Consider the following 425-nt stretch of genomic DNA (forward strand, 5'->3'; position numbering starts at 1 on the left):
GGTCAGAGCATTGCAGTTATAAAAACTCAAAGCCTGTTTTAAGCAAATTCCCGACAAAAGGAGAGCATGTTCTTCAAGGTCCTGGGGAAGGCGCTGGAATCGTTGATATTGGAGACAACCAAGCGGTTGTATTTAAAATCGAATCACATAACCATCCATCTGCAATTGAACCGTATCAAGGAGCGGCAACAGGTGTTGGCGGAATCATCCGTGATGTATTCTCCATGGGTGCTCGTCCAATTGCGGTATTAAACTCTCTTCGTTTTGGTGAACTGACTTCACCGCGCGTGAAGTACTTGTTTGAAGAAGTAGTGGCAGGGATTGCAGGCTATGGAAACTGTATCGGTATTCCAACAGTCGGCGGAGAAGTTCATTTTGATCAAAGCTATGAAGGCAACCCGCTCGTTAACGCAATGTGTGTAGGG

At 45.9% G+C, this 425-nt stretch carries 1 protein-coding gene; it reads left to right on the forward strand.

The window, feature by feature from the left end; translation table 11 throughout:
- Nucleotides 1-425 (forward strand): AIR synthase related protein (locus KH400_RS21365; RefSeq protein WP_246589966.1); only part of this gene is annotated, 425 nt, incomplete at both ends.

Source organism: Desertibacillus haloalkaliphilus (assembly GCF_019039105.1).
GTDB lineage: Bacteria > Bacillota > Bacilli > Bacillales > KJ1-10-99 > Desertibacillus > Desertibacillus haloalkaliphilus.